Source organism: Bosea sp. 29B (assembly GCF_902506165.1).
GTDB lineage: Bacteria > Pseudomonadota > Alphaproteobacteria > Rhizobiales > Beijerinckiaceae > Allobosea.
The window spans coordinates 502,035-519,728 of the sequence record NZ_LR733817.1 but is presented as its reverse complement, the minus strand read 5'-3'; the positions used below and the strand labels follow the sequence as shown (position 1 = coordinate 519,728).

The following is a 17,694-nucleotide window of genomic DNA, read 5'->3' as shown; positions in this document are numbered from 1 at the left end:
CGAGATCCGCCCGGGGCAGGGACCGACGCCGTCGATCGTGGTCAGCGGCGTCACCGTTCGCTACGCCAATGGCGTCACCGCGGTGAACGATGCCTCCTTCGCGCTCGGTCCGGGGACGATCTGCGCGCTGGTCGGCGTCAACGGCTCCGGCAAGTCGACGATCTTCAAGACGCTGATGGGCTTCCTCAAGCCGGCGCAGGGGCTGGTCAGCATCGCCGGCATGGAGGTTCGCGCGGCGCTGAAGCGCGGCCTCGTTGCCTATGTGCCGCAGGCGGAAGAGGTCGACTGGACCTTCCCGGTGCTGGTCGACGACGTCGTGATGATGGGGCGCTACGGCCATATGGGCTTCATGCGCCTGCCGCGGCGGGCGGACCGCGAGGCGGCCGAGCTGGCGCTCGAACGCGTCAACATGCTGGAGTTCCGCCGCCGCCAGATCGGCGAGCTCTCCGGCGGCCAGCGCAAGCGCGTCTTCCTGGCGCGCGCGCTGGCGCAGGGCGGGCAGGTGATCCTGCTCGACGAGCCCTTCACCGGTGTCGACGTCAAGACCGAGGACCAGATCGTCGGGCTGATGCGCGAACTCAGGGCGGAAGGCCGGCTGATGCTGGTCTCGACCCATAATCTCGGCTCGATCCCGGATTTCTGCGACCAGGTCGTGATCGTCAACAAGACGGTGCTCGCAGCAGGCCCGACCGAGACGACCTTCACTCAGGACAACCTGCAACGTGCTTTCGGCGGCGCGCTCCGGCATTTCCGCCTGGAAGGCGCGAGCCTGCATGCCGATGCCGACGACCGCCGCGTCACCGTGATCACCGACGATGAGCGCCCGCTCGTCTTCTATGGTGATCGCGATCATGAGAAGCCTGCCGCCGGCAGGAAGGACGGGCAGCCGTGATGGAGCTCCTGCTCGAACCCTTCGGCTACCAGTACATGGTCAAGGCGATCTGGGTCTCGGCCCTGGTCGGCGGCGTCTGCGCCTTCCTATCCTGCTATCTGATGCTGAAGGGCTGGTCGCTGATGGGCGATGCGCTGGCGCATGCGATCGTGCCCGGCGTCGCACTCGCCTATCTCTTGAAGGTTCCTTATGCCGCCGGTGCGTTCTTTTCAGGACTCCTCGCGGCTCTCGCCATGGCGCTGGTCCGGGTGCGCACCCAATTGCGCGAGGATGCCGTGATCGGCATCGTCTTCACAACGTTCTTCGCCGTCGGCCTGATGATCGTCTCGATCAACCCGACCTCGGTCAACGTCCAGTCGATCGTGCTCGGCAACATCCTCGGCATCTCCGATGAGGACGTCGTTCAGGTCGCGATCATCGCCTTCGTCTCGCTCGCCATCCTGCTGCTGCGCTGGAAGGATCTGATGCTGGTCTTCTTCGACGAGAACCAGGCGCGCGCCGTCGGCCTCTCGCCGACGCGGCTCAAGATCCTGTTCTTCGTGCTGCTCAGCGCCTGCACGGTCGCGGCACTGCAGACGGTCGGCGCCTGCCTCGTCATCGCCATGGTGGTCACGCCTGGCGCAACCGCCTACCTCCTGACCGACCGCTTCGGCCGGCTGATCGCGATCGCGGTGACGATGGGTGTGACGACCTCGGCTCTCGGAGCCTATGCCAGCTACTTCCTCGACGGCTCGACCGGCGGGCTGATCGTCGTGTTCCAGACACTGCTCTTCCTCGCCGCCTTCCTGTTTGCGCCCAAGCATGGCCGCCTCGGCGCGCGCCGCGCTGCCAGCACGGGAGCGGCGGCATGAGCCTGATCCAAACCTGGCTGCTCGCACCCTTCGCGCACGAGTTCATGCTGCGTGGCCTCGCCGTCGCGGTGATGGTCGGCCTCGTCTGCGCCGTGCTGTCCTGCTTCCTCGTGCTGAAGGGCTGGTCGCTGATGGGCGATGCGGTCTCGCATGCGGTGCTGCCCGGCATCGTGCTGGCCCATATCGCGAGCCTGCCGCTCGCCATCGGCGCCTTCGCCGCCGGCCTGACCTGCGCCTTCGGCATCGGCTATCTCAAGGAGAACAGCCGGGTGAAGGAGGATACGGTGATGGGCATCGTCTTCTCCGGCATGTTCGCGCTCGGGCTCGTGCTCTTCGTCAAGGTCGACAGCGACCAGCACCTGCTGCACATCCTGTTCGGCAACATGCTTGGCGTGACCTGGGGCGACATCGCCGAGACGGCGCTGATCGCCTTGCCGGTCGCCGGCTTCATGCTGGTCAAACGCCGCGACTTCCTGCTGCACGCCTTCGACCCGGCGCATGCGCGCGCGATTGGGCTGCCGGTCAAGGCGCTGCATTTCGGCCTGCTCGCCATGCTGGCGCTGACCATCGTCGCGGCGCTGAAAGCGGTCGGCATCATCCTGGTCGTCGCCATGCTGGTAGCGCCCGGCGCGATCGGCTTCCTGACCACACGGCGCTTCGACCTGATGCTCCTGACCGCGATCGCGGCGGCGGTGACGTCGAGCGTCTTCGGCACGATCCTGAGCTTCCATCTCGATGTCGCGACCGGGCCCTGTATCGTCGTTGTGCAGGCGGTGCTTTTCCTGACTGCGCTGACGAGCAGCCTCCTCAAGTCGCGGAGACTGGCCACGGTGCGTCAGGCCTGAATCGCGCTGGAGAAAAGCAAGCCTCCTCGGGAATATGGCTGTTCGCCACGCGTTCTTCCCAAATCCGCCCAGTTGTCCCACTGCGATGGGGCATGGTCGATATGGAGGAGACGATGACGAGCGAGACCGACGAAGGACGGCGGAAGCTGCTGCGGCTGGCGCTTTTTGCGTTGCCCATGGTGATCGCCGGCGCGTCGCTCACCGCGACGACCGCAAGGGCCGACGATGATGACGATGACGATGATCGCCGCCGCCGCTGGTATCGCCGCCGCTACTACGATGATGGCTATCGGCGGCGCTGGCACGATGATGATTACTATCGCTGGCGGCGCAGGCGCCGACGCGACCATGATGACGACGATGATTGATCGCCGTGAGCGCGCATCGGCTCAGGCCGCCTGAGCCGGCTCGCTGTCCTCGATGCGGCTGACCTCGACCCACTGGTTCTGGCATTGGCAGAAATTGCCGCTGGTCAGGAAGGCGATGTCAGCCGCGTCGCGTCCTGCCGCGATGCGGACCATGCCGTCGACCGGTGCCAGCCGCGTCGGATCGACCAGCCACCACTGGCCGTCGAGATAGACCTCGAAGACGGCGTGGAAGTCCGGCGGATCGAGGTCGGCTGCATAGACGCTGACGGCGCGGGCCGGCAGATTGAGCGCACGGCAGAGCGCGATTGCGAGATGGCTGAAGTCGCGGCAGACACCCGCCCGGTCGATGAAGGTCTGCTCCGCTGTGGTCTGCGCATTGCTGACGCCGTGGACGTAGTCGACATGCTCCTGCAGCCAATCGACGACGGCGAGGACCTTGGCGCCACCGGCTTCGATATCGCTGAACTCGCGCTGGGCGAAGCGCATCAGATTGTCGGAGGGGCAGAAGCGGCTCGGCAGCAAATAGGGCAAGACCTCGGACGGCAGTTCGGCCCAGGCGTGCTGGCGCGCATCGGCATGCAGGAGGCGGCGTGTGCCGTTGTCGATCGTGCCCTGATACTGGATCGAGACCTGGCCCGAGAGCACCGCGCGGAAGCGGCGTGCGCCGGTTTCGGCGTCGAGGTCACGGATCAGATTGACGGACTGATCCAGCAGTAGGCGATCGGACAGGATGCTCTGGTCCGAAGACCGCGCCGGCTCGATCGCGACGATCACCGGTGTTTCATGGTCGAAGCGATAGACCAGGGTGGCGACGACCTTCAGCTTCACATCCTGCTCCTTGCGATCGCCGACGCGCGTCAACGTGACGAGGAGCAGGAAGTTCCGCGATTCCCGCGACAACGGCGCGACAGATGGGCGCCGGCGTCGCGCGCCGTCAGCGCTTGGTCAGGAAGGCCATGAAGGCGGCCTGCGCCTCGGCCGATTTCAATCGCTCGCCGAAATGGCGCGCCTCGGTCCCGATCGTCTCGGCCACGGCGGCGGCGCTGCCGCGCTTGAGCAGCGACTTGGTCAGCGCGACCGATTGCGGCGGCAGGGCCGCCAGCGCCCTGGCCTTGTCGAGCGCGGCCGCGAGCGCACCGCCTTCGTCGGTGACGCCGTTGATCAGGCCGGCGTCCTGCGCGACCTCGGGGCCGAAGGCCTCGCCCAGCATCAGCAGCTCGGCGGCGCGTTTGCTGCCGGCGATCAGGGGCAGGAGATAGCTCGAGCCACCCTCCGGGCAGAGGCCGAGGCTGACGAAGGGCATGCGGAAGCTGGCACCGCGCGCAGCGAAGGCGAGATCGCAATGCAGCAGCATGGTGGTGCCGATGCCGACGGCGAAACCCTCCGCCGCCGCGACGATCGGCTTCTTCGCCGTGGAGATCGCGATCAGGAAGTCGATGGCGATCTCGGCGCCGACGCCGGTCGCAGCAGCCGCAGCAAAATCCTTGATGTCGTTGCCGCTGGTAAAGCAGCCGCCGGCGCCTGTGAGCACGACGGCCCGCACCGAGGCGTCGGCATCAGCGGCGGCGAGCGCGTCGATCAGCCCCTGATAGGTGACGCGGTCGAGCGCGTTGCGCCGGTCGGGCCGGTTCATGGTGATCTGCCTGACGCCCTCGGCCGGGGTCTCGCTCAGAACGGTCTCGGTCATGCAAGCCTTCTCATTGTCCTTCCGCCGGAAGCGGGCGGCAGACGATGGGGGAGCCGCTTGCGCCGGTCAAGGAAGCCCTTAGGCTCAGGCGTTGCGGGGTCTCCGTCATTATTTTAAGCTTCAACTAATTCAGCGACGCGATTGCGTCGCCGCCAGGACAGGGTGGAGATCGCATGCCTACCGTCACATTGACCCGCCAGGGCGAGATCGCCATCGCGACGCTCGACAACCCGCCGGTGAATGCGCTTTCGGCCGCGCTCCGGGCCGATCTCGCCGCCGTGCTGGCGCAGGCGATGGCCGATCAGGCCGTGACGGCGCTGGTCATCGCCGCCAAGGGCCGCGCCTTCATTGCGGGGGCCGATATCAGCGAGTTCGGCAAGCCTCCGGCCCCGCCGATCCTGCCGGATCTGCTGGCCATGATCGAGAATGCCCCGAAACCGGTCATCGCCGCGACCGAGGGCGTCGCATTGGGTGGTGGGCTCGAGGTCGCGCTCGCCTGCCATGGCCGCGTCGCCAGCCCGGCCGCGAAGCTCGGCCTGCCGGAGATCAAGCTCGGCCTGATCCCCGGTGCCGGCGGCACGCAGCGCCTGCCGCGCCTGATCGGTGCTACCGCGGCCTTCCCGATGATGCTCTCGGGCGAGCCGATCCCGGCGCAGAAGGCGCTGGCGCTCGGGCTGGTCGACAAGCTCGTCGACAGCGATGCCGTCGGCGCAGCGGTCGCGCTGGCACAGGAATTGGCGGGCAAGGGCGCGCCCGCGAAGACGAGCGCGCGCAGCGACAAGCTGACGGCCGCCGAGCGCGAGGCCTTCGAGGCTCTGGCCAAGGATGCGCTGGCAAAGTCAGGCGAGATGCCGAACGTTGCGGCGCTGGTCGAGGCGGTGCGTGCGGCGTTGACGCTGCCGCTGGCGGAGGGCTTCGCGACAGAGCGGGCGCTGTTCGTGAAGCTGCTCGGCGACGAGCGCTCCAAGGCGCTGCGCTATGTCTTCTTCGCCGAGCGCGAGGCGGCAAAGGTGCCCGGCATCGACGAGAGCGTGAAGCCGCGCCCGATCGCGCGTGCCGCGGTGATCGGTGCCGGCACCATGGGCGGCGGCATCGCCATGTGCTTCGCCAATGCTGGCATCCCGGTGACGCTGATCGAAACCACGCAGGAGCAGATCGACAAGGGCCATGCCCGGGTGCGCGACACCTATGGTTTCTCGGTCAAGCGCGGCTCGATGACGGAGGCGGTGCGCGAGCAGCGCATGGCCCTGATCACGCCGGCGGTTGGGCTCGCCGCTGCCGCCGAGGCCGACATCGTGATCGAGGCGGCCTTCGAGGAGATGGGCGTCAAGCGCGATATCTTCGGCGCGCTCGATACGATCGCCAAGCCCGGCGCGATCCTCGCCAGCAACACCTCCTATCTCGACCTTGCCGAGATCGCCGCGGTGACGAGCCGCCCGGCCGATGTGCTCGGCCTGCACTTCTTCAGCCCAGCCAATGTGATGAAGCTGCTCGAGATCGTTCGCCCGGCCGGCGTCGCCAACGATGTGGTCGCGACCGCACTCGCGCTCGGGCGCAAGCTCGGCAAGGTGCCGGTCGTGGTCGGCAACTGCTTCGGCTTCGTCGGCAACCGCATTTTGGAGGCGCGCACCCGTGCCGCCGAACGTCTGCTCGTCGCCGGTGCCTTGCCACATGAGGTCGATGCGGCGCTGACCGACTTCGGCTTCAAGATGGGCCCCTTCGCCATGTCGGACCTCGCCGGCAACGACATCAGCTGGCGCAGCCGCAAGGCGCGCGGCAAGAGCGCGGCGGTGGCGGATGCGATCTGCGAGCGCGGCTGGTTCGGCCAGAAGACCGGGCGCGGCTATTACCGCTATCCGGAGGGCGCGCGTGCCGGCGAGCGCGATCCGGAGGTCGAGGCGCTGATCGCCGAGGTCTCGGCCAGCAAGGGCGTGACGCGGCGCAGCTTTACGGCAGACGAGATCCTGGCGCGGCTGCTCGACCCGATGGTGAACGAGGGCGCGCGCATCCTCGATGAAGGCATCGCCACGCGCGCCGGTGACATCGATACGGTCTGGCTCAATGGTTACAACTGGCCGGCCTGGCGCGGCGGGCCGATGCATTGGGCCGAGAGCGTCGGGTTTGACGTCATCGTCAAGCGGCTGGAGCAGCAAGCAGTGGAGAGCGGCGATGCCTCGCTCGAACCGGCGCCGATGCTGCGCAAGCTCGCAGCCGAGGGCAAGGGCTTCGGCTGAGGGCCGTCATCACCCCTCGGCAGCGAAGCCGAGGGGGATCGCCGTGGTCGATTTCAGCTCCTCCATGGCGAACATGGAGGTGACGTCGTTGAGCTCGATGCGCGCGATCAGCTTCTTGTAGAGCGCGTCATAGGCGGTGATGTCGGAGACATAGGCCTTGAGCAGGTAGTCGATCTCGCCGCTCATCCGGTAGAAATCGACGATCTCGGGCAGGTCCTGTACGGCGGCGTGGAAGCGCTCCAGCCAGTCCATCGAATGATGCGCCGTCTTGACCGCGATGAAGACGGTGACGCCGGCCTTCAGCTTGGTGCGGTCGAGCAGCGCGACACGCCGCCTGATATGACCGGCCTCTTCCAGTTTCTGGATGCGCCGCCAGCACGGCGTCGGCGACAGTCCGACCGCCTCCGCGATCTCCGCCAGCGGCTTGCTCGCATCCTGCTGCAGCAGGGCGAGAATGCGCAGATCGAAGGCATCGAGCCTGGCCACGGCGATGGATCTCCTCGGAACAGAATATCACTCGCTATATGCAAGCAGAAATTCATTTCTCATAATGAGATCGATATTGGTATCAGTTTCTAAGTTCGTCGTGTTTTGAGCGGCGGATCGCAAACCGTTCCCTTCGGTCCCGGCCTATCATCCTCCTGTCATTCGATGGGACGGGAGATCAGGGACATGCAGGGCTTTCTCGGCGAGGAGCGGAGCGGCGCGGTGCTGAATGCCCTGCGGACCCATGAGGGCACCTGCTCGCGCGACTATCTCGCCGCGGCCCGCGCCGTCCTCAACGAGCTCGTCGCTATCCCCGATCTGATCCAGGCCTTGCCGCTGCAGCGCAAGCAAGGCAGCTATGCCCGCAACCTGCTCGCCGGCAACGACGCCGTCAGCGTCTGGGCGATGGTCTGGGGCGAGGGCTCCACGACCTGCATCCACGATCATCACTGCTCCTGCTGCTTCGGCATGGTCACGGGCGCCCTGACGGAAACCTGGTATCGTGCCATCGATGCCAGCCGCGCGGTGGCGACGCAGGAATATGAGCGCCAGGCCGGCTATGTCGCCTGCATGCTGCCGACGGGGCCTAACATCCATCGTATGCAGAACCGCGGCGTGGGCGATGCGATCTCGATCCATATCTATGGCTACGACCACCATCTCCACGATTCCTCGGTCGAAACCGAATACACGGCGGTGGCGGGCTGAAGCAGGCGATACGACTTATTGCCGGCAAGATATGTGAGCGCGATCGGGAGCTCTCCGGCCGCGCTCTTTTGCCATCATGATGTCGCAAGCCGCATCGACGCTGCGGGCGGGGAGATCAAAAAGCGGGTGGGCCAGCTGTCAAGGAGACTTGAGGCATGAGCCTGAACGTTCTGCAGAATCGTTGGGATGGCACCGACGGTAACGATACTTGGTTGGCCGAGATCAGCCCCACCGGTTGGACCGCCTATGGGCGCGGCGGTGACGACCATATGACGGGCGGCGCGCTCGCCGACATGCTGTCCGGCGGCGACGGTTTCGACGTCATTCACGGCGGCGGCGGGAATGACCGTCTCTATGGCGGTGAAGGCGTCGATCAGCTTTATGGCGGCGATGGCAACGATCTCATCGACGGTGGCGGCCAGTACGACCTGATCTATGCCGGCAATGGCAACGACGTGGTGATTGGCGGCGGCATCGCCTATGGCGAGGCCGGAAACGATATGCTCTCCGGCAGCGAGGAACGCGACATCCTCATCGGGGGCGACGGCAACGATACGATCCAAGGCGGCAATGGCGCGGATTTCCTCCGCGGCGGCAACGGCACGGACACGATTTATGGCGGCGGCGACGACACCGCCAATTTCGACTACACCGACGAGCTCTGGGGCGACGCCGGCAAGGATTTCCTCCATGGCGGCGCGGGCCGGGACGTCTTCGTCTACTGGACCGAAAGTGAGAGCGCTCCCGGAGCCGCCGCGCGCGACGTCATCTACAATTTCACGCAAGGCGCAGACGACATCAGCCTGCCGGTGGATGCCGATACCGAAACGCCCGACTTCCAGGATTTCGTCTTCATCGACACGGACGGCTTCAGCGGCGGCGCCGGCGAGGTGCGATACGACATTGTCGACGGCAACACCTTCGTCACGGCCGATATGAATGGCGACAAGGTCGCTGATTTCGAGGTCGAGCTCGTCGGAGAGATCAACCTGACGGCTTCCGACTTCCTGCTTTGAGCGGAACGGCCTCGGGCTAATCCAGCCAACTGGTGAAGCCCTCGACCGGCTCGCGCTCCGGCACGAGCCGGTTTGCCGGCGCATCCGGATCGGCCTTGCCGAGCGCGATGCCGCAGACCACGACCTCGCTCGGCGGGATTGCAAGCTCGCGCCGCACGATCTGATGGAAGCTGGCGAAGATCGCCTGCGGGCAGGAGTCGAGGCCGTGGCCTTGCGCCGCGATCAACAGGGTCTGGACGAAGGCGCCGAGATCGAGCCAGGAGCCGATCTCGAGATCGCGGTCGACCGTCAGCATCAGCGCCACCGGCGCGCCGAAAAAGCGCAGATTGGCCTCGGTCTGGCGGCGCATGCCGGCATGGTCGCCCTTGGCGACGCCGAGCAGGCCGTAGAGGTCCCAGCCGACCTTGCGGCGGCGCGAGAGATAGGGCTCGCGGAAGGTCACCGGATAATAGCGATACTCCTCCTCGCGCGGGGAGGGATCGTCGAGCGCGGCGACCAGTGCCGTCTCCAGCTTTGCGCGGGTCCTGGGGCCGAGCACGCGCAGGCGCCAGGGCTGCATGTTGGTGCCGCTCGGGGCCTGCGCCGCCAGTTCGATCAGACGGCGCACCAGCGCCGGATCAACCGGATCGGGCAGAAAGGCGCGCACGGCGCGGCGGCTGGCGATGGCCGTCTCGACCGCCTCAGCCGCCAGCGCCGCTGCGCTCATGCGCTATTCGCCATGTCTATGAAACGGAAGGCGTTGTGCTGGCGGATCAACTCGCCGGCAAGCGCGTCCGCAATCAGCTTGCGAGTGTTGTCGAGCCCGTAGATCGCGGCGAAGGAGCCGAAGCGCGGGCCCTGATCCTCGCCGAACATCACCTGGTAGATCGCCTTCCACCAGTCGCCGGAAACGCCGGGGCGTTCCGGCGTCGCGTTCTTGGCAGTCAGGTTCTGGTAGCGCGGGATAGCGCGGGCGACATCGAGAGCGGCGTCCTGCACGGTCTCGGCGCTCGCATCCGTCGGCAGGGCAGCGAGGGCGGTGTCGAGAGCGCTGAAGGCGGCGCGCTCGGTCTCGTCGGCCGGGCGATAGCGCTTCGCCGGCTTCAAGCGCTCGCGGAAATAGGTGAGGGCGTAGCCGACGAGCGCATCGAGCCGCGGATGCGTCTGCGGAGAGATGCCAGGCGCATAGCGCTGCAGGAAGCCCCAGAGCACATCCTTGTCTTCGGTGTTCGCGACGGCGACGAGGTTCATCAGCAGCGCGAACGAGATCTGGGTGCGCACCGCATTGTCACCCTCGCCGGTGGCGATCACCTCCGGCTGCGGCGGCGTGCCGGCATGGATGTGCCAGACCGGATTGCCAAGCCGATTCTTCCAGTCCTGGCGCTCATAACCACCGAGGAACTGCAGATAGTCGTCGACCGCGCGCGGGATCACGTCGAAATGCAGCTTCTTGGCCTCGCGCGGACGCGAGTACATGAACAGCGCCAGCGATTCCGGCGGGCCGTAACTCAACCAGTCCTCGATGGTGAGGCCGTTGCCCTTCGACTTCGAGATCTTCTGGCCCTGCTCGTCGAGGAAGAGCTCGTAGTTGAAGCCCTCGGGCGGTGTGCCGTCGATGGCGCGGGCGATCTGCGAGGAGACCTTGACCGAGTCGATCAGGTCCTTGCCGGCCATCTCGTAGTCGACGCCGAGTGCGACCCAGCGCATCGCCCAGTCCGGCTTCCATTGCAGCTTGGCATGGCCGCCGGTGACCGGCGTGGTGAAGCGCTCGCCGGTCTGCGGATCGGACCAGGTGATGGTACCGGCCTCGACATCGCGCGCCTCGATCGGCACCTGCATGACGATTCTTGTCTTGGGATGGATCGGCAGGAAGGGCGAATAGGTCGCGGCGCGCTCCTCGCGCAGGGTCGCCAGCATGATCGACATGATCTTGTCGAAGCGGGCCAGCATCTTGAGCAGGGTCGCGTCGAACTCGCCGGCGCGATAGGCGTCGGTCGAGGACTTGAACTCGTAGTCGAAGCCGAACTGATCGAGAAAGGCGCAGAGCCGGGCATTGTTGTGCCGGCCGAACGAGTCATGCGTGCCGAATGGGTCCGGCACCTCGGTCAGCGGCTTGCCGAGATGCTCTCTGAGCAAAGCCTGATTAGGGACGTTGTCCGGCACCTTGCGCAGCCCGTCGAGATCGTCCGAGAAGGCGATCAATCGTGTCGGGATGGCGCCATCGGTCAGCACCTGAAAGGCGTGGCGCACCATCGAGGTGCGCGCGACCTCGCCGAAAGTGCCGATATGCGGCAGGCCCGACGGGCCGTAGCCGGTCTCGAACACCGCCTCCTGCTTGCCCGATTTCTGCAGCCGCGCCACGAGCTTCTTGGCTTCCTCGAACGGCCAGGCGGCCGAGACGCGGGCGGCTTCGATGAGCGCGGGGTCGAAAGCGGGCATTTTGGCTTCAGGTCTCGCTGGATAGGACAGGGAAGGGCGCGGTTTCGCAGATATGCGCGTGCGGTGCAACAACCGGGACGTCATCTGCCGGCAAGATGGAAAACGCCTGCCTTAAAAAGCGGCAGACAACCCCGGCCGCTCGATTGACTCCCAATAAGTGCCGGTTAGCGTCGTCGTACAACATAAGCAGGGGTCGGCTTTGATGGTTCGTGAGGTGAAGTGGGGGCAGTCCGGCTCGCAGCCGGCCGGCAAGGGTTTGGCATGGGCGCTCAGCCGCCGCGTCGCATTGGCGGGTGCCGCGGCGCTGGCTCTCGGGGCGATGTCCCCGGCACAAGCGCAGACCGCGGTGAAGTTCACGCTCGACTGGGTGTTCCAGGGGCCGACCTCGCCGTTCCTGGTGGCGCTGGAGAAGGGCTACTACAAGGCCGAGGGGCTCGACGTGACCATGGATCCCGGCCAGGGCTCGGCCGGCGCGGTCCAGCGCGTCGCCACCGGCGCCTATGATATCGGCTTCGCCGACGTGAACTCGCTGATCGAGTACAACGCCAAGAATGTCGGCAAGGAGATCCTCTGTGTCTTCATGGCCTATGACTTCCCGCCCTTCGGCGTGCACACGCTGAAGAAGACCGGGATCTCGAAGCCCGCCGATCTCGCCGGCAAGAAGCTCGGAGCGCCGGTGTTCGACGCCTCGTTCCGGCTCTTCCCCGCCTTCGCCAAGAAGGTCGGCATCGACGCCAAGACCGTCAATCACGTCAACCTGACGCCGCAATTGCGCGAGCAGTCGATGGTGCAGGGCACAGTCGATTTCATCAGCGGCCACTTCTTCTCGTCGGTGCTCGACCTGAAGGCGCGCGGCGTGAAGCAGGAGGACATCGTCTCCTTCAACTACTCAGACTACAAGATGGACGTGTACGGCAACGGCATCATCGTCTCGCCGGCCTTCGCCGAGAAGCCTGAGGTGGTGAAGGGCTTCCTGCGCGCCACCGCCAAGGCCTGGAAGGAGGTCGCCGCCAACCCGGCCGTTGGCCTCGCCGCCGTGAAGAAGCGCGATCCGCTGATCGACGAGAAGCTCGAGACCGAGCGCCTCGACCTGTCGCTCAAGATGAACGTGCTGACGCCCTATGTGAAGGAGAACGGCATGGGCGATGTCGACCCGGCCCGCTTCGCCCGTTCGGTCGTCGACGTCGCCGACGCCTTCGGCCTGCCCGCCGCGCCGGCGCCCGACAAGGTGTTCTCGAATAAATACCTGCCGCCCAAGGCGGAGCGCATGGTCGCGCCGTAACGGACGTGGCGATCCACTCAAGCCCTCATCCTGAGGAGCCGTCCCGTCAGGGACGGCGTCTCGAAGGATGCTTCAGGAGGCTCCCGTGACATCTGGACCATCCTTCGAGACGCAGCCTTCGGCTGCTCCTCAGGATGAGGGCTCGCGGGCGCGGGCCGGAACTCCTCTCGTCGAACTGCGCAAGGTCAGCCTCGCCTATGGCAGCGGCCCCTCGCGCATGCTGGCGCTGGAGGATGCGACGCTCGACATCGCCAAGGGCGAGTTCATCGCCGTGGTCGGCCCGTCCGGTTGCGGCAAGTCCACGCTGATGAAGCTGGTCACCGGCCTGCTGCCGCCGACGGGCGGTGAGGTCCGCGTCCATGGCCAGCCGGTCAAGGGCCCGATCCGCGGCGTCGGCATGGCCTTCCAGGCGCCGACGCTGATGCCCTGGCGCACGACGCGCGACAATATCCTCTTGCCGCTCGAAGTGGTCGAGCCGCACAAGCGCCGCTTCCGCAGGAACAAGGCTGAATACGTCGAGCGGGTCGAGAAGCTGCTCACCTCGGTCGGCCTCGGCGGCTTCGGCGACAAGTTCCCCTGGCAGCTCTCGGGCGGCATGCAGCAGCGCTCGAGCCTGTGCCGGGCGCTGGTGCACGAGCCCGAGATCCTGATGCTCGACGAGCCCTTCGGCGCCCTCGACGCCTTCACGCGCGAGGAACTCTGGGGCGTGATGCAGGCGCTGTGGCTGGAGCGGCGCTTCACGGCCGTTCTGGTGACGCACGACCTGCGCGAAGCCGTCTATCTCGCCGATACCGTCTATGTGATGAGCCGGCGTCCCGGGCGGATCGTCAAGGTCAGCAAGATCGAGCTGCCGCGGCCGCGCACGCTGGAGACGACCTTCACCGCCGAGTTCGTCGACATCGTCCACGATCTGCGTGAGCGCATCCATATGGAGCATGCGTGATGCCAGGGCGATCGGATGCAGGTGTCGCGCATCCCCTTCCCCCCGCTTGCGGTGGGGAAGGGTTAGGGATGGGGGGCCGGAAAGCAGGGCGCTTCATTCGTTTGTCGGAATGCCGAGCGGCTCTGCCCCCCACCCAACCCTCCCCACCGCAAGCGGGGGGAGGGCTCGAGTACTCCACGAGCCGCAAAAAAACTTCCGCCCCGCCGCCCTGGCCTCGATGCGCGCCCCGGCAGGATCGAGATCATGACTGACCGTCAGAGACAGGTCCTGCTCATCGCCATGCCCTGGCTCGCCATGGCCGGGCTGCTTCTCCTCTGGGAACTCGCCTGTATCGTCTTCGACGTGCCGGAGATCCTGGCGCCGAAGCCGACGCGCATCTTCGAGGTGATGGTCCAGCGCTGGGACATCCTGCTGCGATACTGCTTGGAGACCTTGTGGACGACGGCGATCGGCTTCGTGCTGGCGATCGGCTTCGGCGTGCTGCTCGGCCTTGCCGTAGGCGCCTCGCCCTTCGTCTATTCCGGGCTCTACCCGCTGCTGATTGCCTTCAATGCGGTGCCCAAGGTCGCGATCGTGCCGATCCTGATGATCTGGCTCGGCGTCGGCGCGCTGCCGGCGATCATCACCGCCTTCGTCATCTCCTTCTTCCCGATCGTGGTGAACGTCGCGACCGGCCTCGCCACGATCGAGCCGGAGATGCGCGACGTGATGCGCTCGCTCGGGGCGAGCCAATGGGAGATCCTGACCAAGGTCGGCGTGCCGCGCGCCATGCCCTATCTCTTCGCCAGCCTGAAGGTCGCGGTGACGCTCGCCTTCATCGGCTCGGTGATCTCCGAGACGGTCGGCGGCAATCGCGGCATCGGCTTCCTGATGCTCTCGGCCGGCGCGCGCAATGATTCCGCCACAACCTTCGCCGGCCTCTTCGCCATCGCGATTATGGGCGTGCTGATGTACGCCGCCTGCGCTCTGGTCGAGCGCCGGATGACGCGCTGGGCGTTCCGGGGCGAGATCGTCGGCTGAGGCGATGCTCAGCCGCTAGTGACAGAGCGGCTGCGCAACAATATACAGTCAATCCATTCAGTGCTTCGCCTCATGACGGATCGCACCCATGGATTGGCTCCCTGACCTGACCCAAAGCGACAAGCCGCGTTATCTCGCCATCGCCGACCGCATCGCCGCGGACATCGCCGCGGGGACGCTGGCTGCCGGTGAGCGGCTGCCGCCGCAACGGCGGCTCGCCGAGGCGCTCGCCGTCGACTTCACCACCGTGGCGCGCGGCTATGTCGAGGCACAGCGGCGCGGCCTGGTCGAGTCGCGGGTCGGGCAGGGCACCTTCGTCAAGGCCGCGCCGGCCAAGGTCGCGGCGCCAATGGCGTCCGTGCCGGAGCTGGTCGATCTCTCGATGACTTTGCCGCCGGAGCCCGACGATCCCGTGCTGATCGCTCGGCTGCGGCAGGGCATGGTCGAGGTCAGCGAGCGACTGGTCAGCCTGCTGCGCTATCAGCCGCTTGGTGGCGCGCCCGCTGACAAGGCGGCGGCTGCGCTCTGGCTCGGCCGGCGCGGGCTTGCGCCGGCGTTCGAGCGCCTGTTCGTCGTGCCGGGTGCGAACGCGGCGCTGCTGGCGATCCTGAGCAGTCTCGCCAAGCCGGGCGACGCAGTGTTCTGCGAGGCACTGACCTATCCCGGCATCCGCTCGATCTGCGCGCAGCTCGGCCTGCCCCTGACCGGTCTCGCGACGGATGGCGACGGCCTCGATCCGGAGGCTTTCGCCGAAGTCTGTATGCGCTTGAAGCCGAAGGTGCTCTATCTCAACCCAGTCCTGCAGAACCCGACGACGGCCACGATGCCGTTGCGGCGACGCGAGGCGATCGTCGCGGTCGCCCAGCGGCATGGCGTGGCGATCATCGAGGACGATGCCTATGGTTTCGTGCCCTCCGATGCGCCGACGCCCTTCGCCGTGCTCGCGCCTGAGTTGACCTGGCACATTGCCGGCCTGTCGAAATGCCTCGGGGCCGGCTTGCGGCTCGCCTATGTCGTGGCACCGGATCTCCGCTCCGGCTGGCCCTTCGCCGCTGCGCTGCGGGCCAGCAGTATCATGGCCTCGCCCCTGACCGCGGCGCTGGCAACGCGCTGGATCGAGGATGGCAGCGCCGATGCGCTGCTCGCCTTCGTCAGGGCGGAGACGGCTGCGCGGCAGCGGCTCGCCGCTGAGATCCTGCCGGCGGGCTTAAGCCGCGCCGATCCGTTCAGCTTCAATCTCTGGCTGGAATTGCCGCCGCCCTGGACCCGCGCCGCCTTCGTCGGACAGATGCAGGCGACCGGGATCGGCATCGTCGCCAGCGACGCCTTCGCGGCCAAAGGACCGGCGCCGGAGGCGGCCCGAATCTGCCTGGGCGGGCCGATCGGCCGCAAGGCGCTCGGCGACGTGCTCGCCTTCATGGCGCATGCACTGGAGCAGGCGCCGGAAGTTGGCGCTCGCGCACTCTAGTCGGATTTGGCCTGTGCCGAATGCATGGCCTGCGACAGTGTTGCGTGTCTGTGAATATTGACTGCAATCAATATCGACGTTATGTAGCCGTCAATCTCTGGTGAATGCAGTCAATCATGGTGCGTCACCATCAGGAGGACGACATGGCACATCAGCATTGGCCGGCGCTGTCTCCGCTCAAGACCGGCCTGCGTGGCCGCTGCCCGCGCTGCGGCGAGGGGCGGCTCTTCGACGGCTTCCTGACGCTGAAGCCGCGCTGTGAGGCCTGCGGGCTCGATTACTCCTTTGCCGATCCGGCGGATGGCCCGGCCTTCTTCGTGATGATGTTCGTCTGCGTGCCGGCGGTCGCCTTCCCGCTCTGGCTGGAGCTGACTTATAGCCCACCGACCTGGGTGCATCTGGTGACGACGCTGCCGCTGGTGCTGCTGACCTGCATCCCGCCCTTGCGGCCGCTCAAGGGTTGGCTTGTCGCCTCGCAGTATTTCTACAAGGCCGAGGAAGGGCGCCTCGCCAAGCCGAGCCAGCCCGCCAGGAGTGATCAGAACGGGCTGACCGGGAAGAACCGGATGAACAGCCTGGCATAGGTGCCATCGTCCCAGAGGCCCTGCAGGGCGTAGTCGATCGCCCGCTTCAAGGCGAGATCGTCCTTGCGCAGCAGGAAGCCGACGCCCTCGCCGAAATAGCGCGCTTCGAGATAGGGGCCGCCGGCGAAGGCGAATTCGCTGCCGCCACGGCCGGCAATGCTCAGCGCCAGTGAGACCCCGTCTCCGAAGACATATTCGGCGTCGCCGCTGCGTAGCAGAGCAAGGGCCGCCTGCAGGTCGGGCGCTGTGCGGCGCTGGATGAACGGGGCGAGGCGCTCGAGGAAGGCCTCATGCGCGGTGCCTGCTGCCACGGCGACGCGGGTGCCGCGCAAGCTCCCCAGTTCGAGGTCCGCACGGGCATTGCCCCGCGTCGTCAGCAGCCTTGCGGGCGAGCGGTGGTAGATCTGGCTGGCGGCGAAGCGGATGCGCAGTTCGCTCGTGACCGGGATGGCGGCGGCGAGCACGTCGCCGCGTCCCTCGGCGAGGGAATCCAGCAAGGTGTCGAAGCGGCGCGCCTGGATGGTGCAGCTCAAAGCGAGCTTCTCGCAGACCGCACGCGCGAGCTCGACCGAAAAGCCGGTGATGCCGCCTTCGGGCGTGGCGAAATGCATCGGCGGGAAATCATCGTCGGTCAGGAAGCGGATCACCCGCGGCGGGCCGAGATCGGGCCGCTCGACGCGCACGTTCGGATCCCAATAATTCGGCACGACATAGGTCGAGGCCGGCTGCGCCTGGGCCTTTGCGCCTGCGTAGGGCAGGAGCAGCAGGGCGGCGAGGGCGCTCGTGGCCAGGGCGTCGGCGAAGCGGGCGAACATCGCCTGTATCTGGCGTCAGGGTGGGGCCGGGATCAAGGGGGAGCGAACGCGTCATTCTCGGGCGGAGCGAAGCGCAG

Annotated in this window: 18 protein-coding genes; 12 read left to right on the top strand and 6 right to left on the bottom strand. The window is 66.7% G+C overall.

Annotated features, from left to right (window positions below):
• The first annotated feature begins 4 nt into the window (after nucleotides 1-4).
• The 4 genes from GV161_RS02665 to GV161_RS30860 all read left to right on the top strand — a co-directional run bounded on the left by GV161_RS02665 (nucleotide 5) and on the right by GV161_RS30860 (nucleotide 2,956).
• Nucleotides 5-892, top strand: coding sequence for a manganese/iron ABC transporter ATP-binding protein (locus tag GV161_RS02665; protein ID WP_152012452.1), 888 nt, complete (start codon nucleotides 5-7; stop codon nucleotides 890-892).
• Nucleotides 892-1,743, top strand: coding sequence for a metal ABC transporter permease (locus GV161_RS02660; protein WP_193219481.1), 852 nt, complete (start codon nucleotides 892-894; stop codon nucleotides 1,741-1,743). Before GV161_RS02665 ends, GV161_RS02660 begins: the two co-directional genes overlap by 1 nt.
• Complete coding sequence (locus GV161_RS02655; protein WP_152011981.1) at nucleotides 1,740-2,588, top strand: metal ABC transporter permease; 849 nt, start codon at nucleotides 1,740-1,742, stop codon at nucleotides 2,586-2,588. Before GV161_RS02660 ends, GV161_RS02655 begins: the two co-directional genes overlap by 4 nt.
• A gap of 113 nt (nucleotides 2,589-2,701) precedes the next feature.
• Nucleotides 2,702-2,956, top strand: a complete 255-nt coding sequence (locus tag GV161_RS30860) for a hypothetical protein (RefSeq protein WP_193219469.1) — start codon at nucleotides 2,702-2,704, stop codon at nucleotides 2,954-2,956.
• 21 nt (nucleotides 2,957-2,977) lie between these two features.
• Here GV161_RS30860 and GV161_RS31060 read toward each other — a convergent pair whose 3' ends face one another.
• Both GV161_RS31060 and GV161_RS02640 read right to left on the bottom strand, forming a co-directional pair.
• Complete coding sequence (locus GV161_RS31060) at nucleotides 2,978-3,784, bottom strand: transglutaminase family protein (RefSeq protein WP_193219470.1); 807 nt, start codon at nucleotides 3,782-3,784, stop codon at nucleotides 2,978-2,980.
• Nucleotides 3,785-3,890: 106 nt separating this feature from the next.
• On the bottom strand, nucleotides 3,891-4,643 hold the full coding sequence (locus GV161_RS02640; RefSeq protein ID WP_152011982.1) for an enoyl-CoA hydratase-related protein: 753 nt from the start codon (nucleotides 4,641-4,643) through the stop codon (nucleotides 3,891-3,893).
• A gap of 173 nt (nucleotides 4,644-4,816) precedes the next feature.
• On the opposite strand from GV161_RS02640, the gene GV161_RS02635 reads away from it, so the two are divergent.
• Complete coding sequence (locus GV161_RS02635) at nucleotides 4,817-6,877, top strand: 3-hydroxyacyl-CoA dehydrogenase NAD-binding domain-containing protein (RefSeq protein ID WP_152011983.1); 2,061 nt, start codon at nucleotides 4,817-4,819, stop codon at nucleotides 6,875-6,877.
• A 9-nt stretch (nucleotides 6,878-6,886) separates the two neighbouring features.
• On the opposite strand, the gene GV161_RS02630 is transcribed toward GV161_RS02635, so the two are convergent.
• Complete coding sequence (locus tag GV161_RS02630) at nucleotides 6,887-7,363, bottom strand: Lrp/AsnC family transcriptional regulator (protein ID WP_152011984.1); 477 nt, start codon at nucleotides 7,361-7,363, stop codon at nucleotides 6,887-6,889.
• A 186-nt stretch (nucleotides 7,364-7,549) separates the two neighbouring features.
• On the opposite strand from GV161_RS02630, the gene GV161_RS02625 reads away from it, so the two are divergent.
• Both GV161_RS02625 and GV161_RS02620 read left to right on the top strand, forming a co-directional pair.
• Nucleotides 7,550-8,071: a cysteine dioxygenase family protein gene (locus GV161_RS02625; RefSeq protein ID WP_159650110.1), complete on the top strand. Its 522-nt coding sequence runs from the start codon at nucleotides 7,550-7,552 to the stop codon at nucleotides 8,069-8,071.
• A gap of 155 nt (nucleotides 8,072-8,226) precedes the next feature.
• Nucleotides 8,227-9,087 (top strand): calcium-binding protein, encoded by an 861-nt coding sequence (locus tag GV161_RS02620; protein ID WP_152011986.1) that lies wholly within the window; start codon nucleotides 8,227-8,229, stop codon nucleotides 9,085-9,087.
• 16 nt (nucleotides 9,088-9,103) lie between these two features.
• Here GV161_RS02620 and GV161_RS02615 read toward each other — a convergent pair whose 3' ends face one another.
• Complete coding sequence (locus tag GV161_RS02615; RefSeq protein ID WP_152011987.1) at nucleotides 9,104-9,793, bottom strand: nitroreductase; 690 nt, start codon at nucleotides 9,791-9,793, stop codon at nucleotides 9,104-9,106.
• A complete protein-coding gene (locus GV161_RS02610; protein ID WP_152011988.1) occupies nucleotides 9,790-11,505 on the bottom strand; it encodes a lysine--tRNA ligase in 1,716 nt (571 codons plus the stop codon). Before GV161_RS02610 ends, GV161_RS02615 begins: the two co-directional genes overlap by 4 nt.
• A gap of 202 nt (nucleotides 11,506-11,707) precedes the next feature.
• Here GV161_RS02610 and GV161_RS02605 point away from each other — a divergent pair, with 202 nt between their 5' ends.
• From GV161_RS02605 to GV161_RS02585, 5 genes are all read left to right on the top strand, one after another.
• Nucleotides 11,708-12,787, top strand: a complete 1,080-nt coding sequence (locus GV161_RS02605) for an ABC transporter substrate-binding protein (RefSeq protein WP_152011989.1) — start codon at nucleotides 11,708-11,710, stop codon at nucleotides 12,785-12,787.
• Nucleotides 12,788-13,004: 217 nt separating this feature from the next.
• Complete coding sequence (locus tag GV161_RS02600) at nucleotides 13,005-13,730, top strand: ABC transporter ATP-binding protein (RefSeq protein ID WP_152012454.1); 726 nt, start codon at nucleotides 13,005-13,007, stop codon at nucleotides 13,728-13,730.
• A gap of 243 nt (nucleotides 13,731-13,973) precedes the next feature.
• Nucleotides 13,974-14,750, top strand: a complete 777-nt coding sequence (locus tag GV161_RS02595; protein WP_152011990.1) for an ABC transporter permease — start codon at nucleotides 13,974-13,976, stop codon at nucleotides 14,748-14,750.
• Nucleotides 14,751-14,838: 88 nt separating this feature from the next.
• Complete coding sequence (locus GV161_RS02590) at nucleotides 14,839-16,218, top strand: PLP-dependent aminotransferase family protein (protein WP_152011991.1); 1,380 nt, start codon at nucleotides 14,839-14,841, stop codon at nucleotides 16,216-16,218.
• Nucleotides 16,219-16,361: 143 nt separating this feature from the next.
• Entirely contained in the window at nucleotides 16,362-16,802 is a 441-nt protein-coding gene (locus tag GV161_RS02585) for a DUF983 domain-containing protein (RefSeq protein WP_152011992.1), read from the top strand.
• Here GV161_RS02585 and GV161_RS02580 read toward each other — a convergent pair.
• Nucleotides 16,757-17,617 (bottom strand): transporter substrate-binding domain-containing protein, encoded by an 861-nt coding sequence (locus GV161_RS02580; protein WP_152011993.1) that lies wholly within the window; start codon nucleotides 17,615-17,617, stop codon nucleotides 16,757-16,759. The two genes, GV161_RS02585 and GV161_RS02580, sit on opposite strands and share 46 nt — an antisense overlap.
• Nucleotides 17,618-17,694: the final 77 nt, after the last annotated feature.